The 6577-nt window shown below is 44.0% G+C and carries 6 protein-coding genes; 3 read left to right on the top strand and 3 right to left on the bottom strand.

All coding sequences use genetic code 11. From position 1 onward, the window contains the following. Nucleotides 1-601: 601 nt before the first annotated feature. Nucleotides 602-1024 carry a BLUF domain-containing protein gene (locus tag B3O12_RS04445; protein ID WP_189629382.1) on the top strand — a complete coding sequence of 141 codons (423 nt, stop codon included), beginning with the start codon at nucleotides 602-604 and terminating at the stop codon, nucleotides 1022-1024. Here the strand turns inward: B3O12_RS04445 and B3O12_RS04440 are convergent. Genes B3O12_RS04440 through B3O12_RS04430 form a run of 3 tightly spaced genes read right to left on the bottom strand, consistent with a single transcriptional unit; the run spans nucleotide 1021 to nucleotide 4234 of the window. After that, nucleotides 1021-2247, bottom strand: coding sequence for an alanine dehydrogenase (locus tag B3O12_RS04440; protein WP_189629381.1), 1227 nt, complete (start codon nucleotides 2245-2247; stop codon nucleotides 1021-1023). The genes B3O12_RS04445 and B3O12_RS04440 overlap by 4 nt on opposite strands. Continuing rightward, on the bottom strand, nucleotides 2237-2662 hold the full coding sequence (gene tsaE, locus B3O12_RS04435; RefSeq protein WP_286745640.1) for a tRNA (adenosine(37)-N6)-threonylcarbamoyltransferase complex ATPase subunit type 1 TsaE: 426 nt from the start codon (nucleotides 2660-2662) through the stop codon (nucleotides 2237-2239). The genes B3O12_RS04440 and tsaE overlap by 11 nt, the downstream gene beginning before the upstream one ends. A 9-nt stretch (nucleotides 2663-2671) precedes the next feature. Further along, complete coding sequence (locus B3O12_RS04430; protein WP_189629379.1) at nucleotides 2672-4234, bottom strand: PglZ domain-containing protein; 1563 nt, start codon at nucleotides 4232-4234, stop codon at nucleotides 2672-2674. 50 nt (nucleotides 4235-4284) lie between these two features. Between B3O12_RS04430 and B3O12_RS04425 the strand changes: the two genes are divergently transcribed. Beyond that, the gene (locus B3O12_RS04425; protein ID WP_286755432.1) at nucleotides 4285-5517 is read left to right on the top strand and encodes an HD domain-containing protein; all 1233 of its coding nucleotides are present in this window, start codon (nucleotides 4285-4287) and stop codon (nucleotides 5515-5517) included. 17 nt (nucleotides 5518-5534) lie between these two features. Then, nucleotides 5535-6557 carry a UDP-3-O-(3-hydroxymyristoyl)glucosamine N-acyltransferase gene (gene lpxD, locus B3O12_RS04420; RefSeq protein ID WP_189629377.1) on the top strand — a complete coding sequence of 341 codons (1023 nt, stop codon included), beginning with the start codon at nucleotides 5535-5537 and terminating at the stop codon, nucleotides 6555-6557. Nucleotides 6558-6577 lie beyond the last annotated feature (20 nt).

Here is a 6577-nt window from a genome sequence, read left to right as displayed (position 1 = left end):
GTCCCCCTTAGGACGTCATTGCGGAATTTTCCTCTGAAAACTTCACATACGCAAAGGAAAACATCCACAATCTCATTTAGGCTCTATTGAGATACCGGATAAAACAGGCCTTTTGAGAGTTTAAGGCCTGTTTTTCCGGCATGACGTTCTTTTCTTACATCGAACTCAGGTTAAAATAATTAACTCATGGTATGACAAAAGCACTGCTTTAAAGTATTGAACAGCCTGGTTCAGTTACTCACAGCGGGGCTGAAAACCTGAAACACATGGCTTCTGTGAAAACAGTGATATGAGCCGTCAAGAACGGTTATTGTACTCATTTATACAGTTCCACCTTCTTACCAGCAGCGCACCTTGTCTGGCAGTAATTCAAATGCGCAAAGAAGGGGCTCAGGCAAAACACTTTCTTTCAGCCTGTACACCATCCTGTCAGCCATTTGGATATACCCATTTATTGCTTGTTCTTACTCAAAAAAGATTGTTCTTCGTTCAGGAGCTGCTCCAGTCTTTTTCAAAAGGTGATTGGCCATCTTTATGCAGTAAGGTATGGTTGACCTGCCTTCTGTAAATGCATTTTTAGTATATTGAAACACCTAGTGTAATGCCTATGCTATACGAACTCATTTACAGAAGTACGGCCAGTTCCGGACTTAGCGAAAAAGATTTTAATGACATACTTTCAACTGCCAGAAGCTTTAACGAAGCCAACCATATTACAGGCTGTTTGCTCTTTCATGGTGGGCAGTTTTTACAAATACTGGAAGGAGAATTCCAGGTTTTACTCGATTTATTCGATCGGATAAAACATGACCCGCGCCACTACGATGTATTGCTACTGCATATGAAGGAAAGTGAGTACCGCATTTACCCCAACTGGACGATGGCCTTTAAAACACTGGACGATAAAAACCTGAAAGATCACTCCGGAGTAACCGAGTTTACCGAAATTGACTCTGAAAAGAAAGAAAGCACAATAGCCAAGAGCCTCTTTACAGCATTGAGTAGCCAAATAGTAAAAGACTAAAACCGTGCGGCCATCAGCAGACTTAAATCTTTGTATGGCAAGTTAAATCGCTTGGCAATTTCCAGATGTGTTGTACAGCCTTTGTAGGCATAAATACCCTGGCTAAACCAACTGTACGCATACATCATATCATCAATTCCACCTGTTTCGGCCAGTTTAAGCAGCACGGGAGTAAGTATGTTGCTGAGGGCTGTAGTGGCTGTTCTTGCAGCTCTGGAAGCAATATTCGGCACACAATAGTGAATCACATCAAACTTTCTGAATACCGGTTCATCGTGCGTGGTAATCTCAGAAGTTTCTATACAGCCGCCCTGATCTATGGAAACATCAATTATAACCGAACCGGGTTTCATACTAGCTACCATTTCTTCAGTTACTACGCATCGGGCTCTGCCTTTTTCGGCTCTAAGCGCTCCTATCACTACATCGGCCGAGAGTAGAGACTGACTCAGCGTGACACTATCTATTACCGCAGTAAAAGCCTGATTACCCAGCTTGTGCTTTATTCTTCTGAGCTTGTAAATTTCGTTGTCGAAAATACGCACTTCTGCCCCCAATCCTAAGGCAGCTCTGGAGGCATATTCTGCCACAGTACCTGCTCCTAAAATAATTACGCGTGTGGGCGGCACTCCTGTTATACCTCCCAGAATGATTCCTTTTCCGCCATTGGCTGTGCTCAGATACTCTACCGCTATGGGTATGGCCAAACTGCCGGCCAGTTCGCTCATTGCATTCACTATAGGCAAGCCTCCGGCTTTGTCTTGAAGCAACTCAAAACCCAGTGCACTGATCTTCTTTTTATTAAGCGCTTCGTAATAGGCAGCCGAGGTATTGGCTAGCTGCATGGCCGAAAATACCGTAGCCCCTGACTTCATCAGATCAATTTCTTCACTGGTTGGTGGTTCTACCTTCACAATAAGGTTTGCTTCAAAAGCCTCTTTCTTAGAGTACACAATATTGGCCCCGTTTTCAGCATACTCTGCATCTGAAAAATGAGCATGTTCGCCCGCTCCTTGCTCCACCTGCACCTCATGGCCATTAGCTACCAGTATACCCACTGCGGCTGGAGTAAGACTTACCCGGTTTTCTTGAAAAGACACCTCTTTGGGCACAGAAATGAGCATGTTTTTAGCCCCGGATTTTACCTTGAGCAATTGCTCCTGAGGATATAAACTACCCTCTTTAGCCAATTGAGCAAACCCTGTTTTTTCCTTACCTGCCATTATGCGTTAAAGTAAATTCTCGTTGTTCGTTACCTAAGTCTTCAATACGTATAGCCAAATGCCTTTCGGGCAACAAGTTACCTATTTTCTGTGGCCATTCGATCAAACATAAATTGCCGGAATCGAAGTATTCTTCTACCCCAATGGCCAAAGCCTCTTCAGGATGTTCCAGGCGATAAAAATCGAAGTGGTAAATCGAATCTCCTGATAATGTCAGGTATTCGTTGACGATAGAAAATGTTGGGCTTTGCACCGTATCTATTACTCCTAGTACCTGACCGATAGCCTTGGAAAGTGTTGTTTTCCCGGCTCCCATTTCTCCATTCAATACCCAAATCTTTTCACCTCCGGCCCATTCAACCATCTTGGAGGCCAATTCAGGGAGGTCTCCCACACTGTTTGCCTTTAGCTTCATTCTCCTGCTTTAAGCCCTCTTCGAAATTAATGAAATAAAAGGAATTATCATTTCTTCTAGCGATACGCCACCATGCTGAAAAGTATCTCTGTAATACTTAACGTAGTGATTGTAATTGTTCGGGTAGGCAAAGAAAGTATCGTCTGTAGCAAACACATACGAGGTAGACACATTGGGTTTTGGCAAATGGAGCTCTTCTGGTTTTCGTACCTCAAAAATTCCGTCAGTACCATGGTAGCCCAAATTCTTACCCTGCTTATAGCGAAGATTAGTATTCACATTTCTGTCGCCAGCAATTTTAAAAGGGCGTTTCACTCTGTAGGTGCCATGGTCTGTAGTAATCATTACCCGCAAACCCTTATCTGCAATGAGCCGCAGCAAATCGAACAAAGGAGAGTGCAAAAACCACGACTTGGTCAGCGACCTGTAGGCCGCTTCATCGGCCGCCAATTCCTTAATCATTCGAATGTCTGTTCTAGCATGCGACAACATGTCTACAAAGTTGTAGACCACTACATTGAGCTGGTTGTTAAGCAGGTTATTGAAGTTATCGTTGAGTTGCTTACCCTGATTAGCATGGATTATTTTGTGATAGCTCGTTTTAACATTCAGTCGATGCTTCTTAAGGTTCTCCTTTAAAAATGCCTCCTCATTGTTGTTCTTGCCTTCTTCGCTGTCATCGTCATGTACCCACAATTGCGGATACTTCCGGCTCATGGCCAGGGGCAGTTCACCGGAAAAGATAGCATTTCGGGCATAGGCTGTTGTTGTTGGCAATATAGAATAGTAGGCTGTTTCTTCCATCAGGTTGAAATAGCCAAGAATATCGCGCTCAATAATTTTCCACTGGTCGAACCTCAGGTTATCGATAATAATGAGAAAGGCCGGAGAGTCGTTAAGGGCAGGAAACACCTTATTGGCAAGCAATTGGTGCGACATTAGCGGTCTATCGGCCTCCGGATTATTAAGCCATTCCGAATAGTTTTCGGCCACAAAACGGGCAAAATTAGCATTAGCCTCTACTTTCTGCATTTCCAGAACCTCCGCCATACTCTTGTTTTCCGTCCCCTCAATTTCCAGTTCCCAATACACCAGCTTTTTATAGATTTCGGCCCATTCGTGGTGGTCGATCCAGTCATTGACCTTCATGCTGATATTCCTAAAATCTTGCTGATAATGTAGGTTGGTTCGTTCGCTCACTAGTCTGCGATTGTCCAGCAGTTTCTTTACCGAAATAAGTATCTGATTGGGGTTAAGTGGCTTTATGAGGTAATCGGCAATTTTAGCACCAATGGCTTCTTCCATTATGTGTTCTTCCTCGTTTTTGGTAATCATAACCACAGGAAGAGCCGGACGGCTTCCTTTAATATAGCTCAGTGTTTCCAGGCCCGTCATACCCGGCATATTTTCATCTAAAAAAACGAGATCAAAGGGCTTTTGCTCCACCGCCTCAATGGCATCGGCACCACTGGTTACGGGTGTCACATCATAGCCTCTGTCTTTTAGAAAAAGGATATGCGGTTTCAGCAGATCGATCTCGTCATCAGCCCACAAAATGTTATATCTTTGCATGAATCAAAATTGAGAAGAAGCTCGAATTTAAGAGAATTAAAGCACAAAGTTTGAACAAGCGGAAGATAATCAATGACCCGGTCTACGGGTTCATCACCATCAGAAATGAGCTGATTTTCGATATTATAAACCACCCTAGTTTTCAACGCCTCAGACGCATTAAACAAATGGGGTTGGCAGAGTTGGTTTATCCCGGTGCTCACCACACTCGGTTTCACCATGCGCTGGGTGCTATGCACCTCATGTCTATAACCCTGGACAACCTGAGAAACAAAGGTGTAGAAATTTCAGAAAGTGAATATGAAGGTGCTCTTATTGCCATTTTGTTACACGATGTGGGCCATGGCCCCTTCTCTCATGCTCTGGAATTTAGCCTACTGGAAGATGTACCGCACGAACACCTGAGCCGCATAATTATTTCGCGGCTAAATCAGGAGTTTAATGGTGCACTCACAATGGCACTCGATATATTCAACGGCAGTTGTCACAAACCCTTTCTACACCAACTGGTTTCCAGCCAGTTAGACATAGACCGACTCGACTACCTAAAACGCGATAGCTTCTTTTCCGGAGTATCAGAGGGGACCATCGGGGCCGACCGCATCATTAAAATGCTCAACGTAAAAGACGGCCAACTGGTGGTAGAGGAAAAAGGAATTTACAGCATAGAAAACTTTTTGAGTGCCAGACGCCTTATGTACTGGCAGGTATACCTGCACAAAGCGGGTGTAAGTGCCGAAAAAATGCTGGTATCTATTATTAACAGAGCAAAAAAGCTAACCCGGAAGCAGCCGGAAACTCTATTTATGAGTGACAGCCTCAGGCTGTTTTTTGAACAGGAAATAGGTCTGGAACAATTTGCCGAGAACCCCAGGATACTGGAAGCCTTCTTAGACCTTGATGATTATGATCTCTGGGGAGCCATTAAAATTTGGGCTAAACATAAAGACCCAATACTCTCCAAACTGTGCCAAATGTTACTGAACAGGGAACTCTTTAAAATACATTTTAGCCAGGAACCTACCAGCAGGGAAGAAAAAGAAGCGTTTCAGACTAAAATTGCCGAGGCTTACGGCATAAAACCCAAAGATGTAAAGTACTTCTTTTCAACAGGCCAGGTAACCAATAATGCCTATCTGGCCAACGATAAAAAGATAATGATTGTCTCTAAAAATGGCGAGGTGAGAGATGTAGTAGAAGCTGCCGACCTGCCTAACATTAAGGCCATGAGTAAAATAGTGCGCAAGTACTATCGATGCTGGCCAAAAGACATAAATTTGTGACTCTCAGAAATATAACCATGGAAATATCTGTAGAACAAGTGGCCTCTCTTTTGGGAGGAAAAGTAGAAGGAGATGGAACAGCCAGGGTGAACCGTCTGGAGAAGATTGAAGAAGCCACTCCGGGTAGCATAGCCTTTCTGGCCAACCCCAAGTACCTACCATACATTTACTCAACTAGCGCAAGTGCAGTTATTGTAAAAAGTGATTTTGCACCCGAAAAGCCGGTTAAAGGAGCTCTTATTCGGGTTGATGACCCTTATAGTGCTTTTGCCCGATTGCTCGAGGAGTACGAAAAAATGACAGCCAAAGTAAAAACAGGCATCGAGCAGCCTTCTTTTCAGCACGAGTCGGCCAGCTATGGAGAACAGGTGTATTTGGGGGCTTTTTCGTATCTGGGCGAAAACGTTAAAGTGGGCAAAAACACCAAAATATATCCGCAGGTGTATTTGGGAGACCATGTAGAAGTAGGCGATAATACCATTCTATATCCCGGAGTAAAGGTATATGCCAATTGCAAAATAGGCTCCAACTGCGTTCTGCATTCAGGAGTGGTTGTTGGCAGCGATGGGTTTGGTTTTGCACCCCAAGCCGATGGCACGTACAAAAGCATTCCTCAAACGGGAAATGTAATTATAGAAGACAACGTAGATATAGGAGCCAATACCACCATAGACTGTGCAACTATGGGGTCTACAGTAATTCGTAAGGGAGCCAAAATAGACAACCTGGTGCAAATAGCTCACAACGTTGAAGTGGGTAAAAATACGGCAATAGCCTCTCAAGCCGGGCTTTCAGGAAGTGCCAAAATCGGAGAAAATTGCCAAATAGGCGGACAAGCAGGTATTACCGGCCATTTAAGTATTGCCAACAAAACCATTATCGGCCCCCAGGCGGGTGTGCCTAAAACCATTAGTCAGGAGGGCAAAGTCTGGTTCGGCTCACCTATTATGGAACACAAAGATTTTCTGCGGGCAAGCGTTATTCTCCGCAACCTTCCTAATCTTATTGAACGGGTCAAGGAACTGGAAAAAAAGTTATAAATTTGCGGCATTTTCGCAGA

Origin of the sequence: Roseivirga sp. UBA838, from assembly GCF_002296035.1 — a bacterium.
GTDB lineage: Bacteria > Bacteroidota > Bacteroidia > Cytophagales > Cyclobacteriaceae > Roseivirga > Roseivirga thermotolerans.
This window is presented reverse-complemented; position numbering and strand designations above follow the sequence as displayed.

What these genes read in the sequence shown, in the direction of transcription:
- B3O12_RS04445 (WP_189629382.1), top strand. Translation starts at nt 602, where the DNA reads ATGCCTATGCTATACGAACTCATTTACAGAAGTACGGCCAGTTCCGGA.
- B3O12_RS04440 (WP_189629381.1), bottom strand. Translation starts at nt 2,247, where the DNA reads ATGGCAGGTAAGGAAAAAACAGGGTTTGCTCAATTGGCTAAAGAGGGT.
- tsaE (WP_286745640.1), bottom strand. Translation starts at nt 2,662, where the DNA reads ATGAAGCTAAAGGCAAACAGTGTGGGAGACCTCCCTGAATTGGCCTCC.
- B3O12_RS04430 (WP_189629379.1), bottom strand. Translation starts at nt 4,234, where the DNA reads ATGCAAAGATATAACATTTTGTGGGCTGATGACGAGATCGATCTGCTG.
- lpxD (WP_189629377.1), top strand. Translation starts at nt 5,535, where the DNA reads ATGGAAATATCTGTAGAACAAGTGGCCTCTCTTTTGGGAGGAAAAGTA.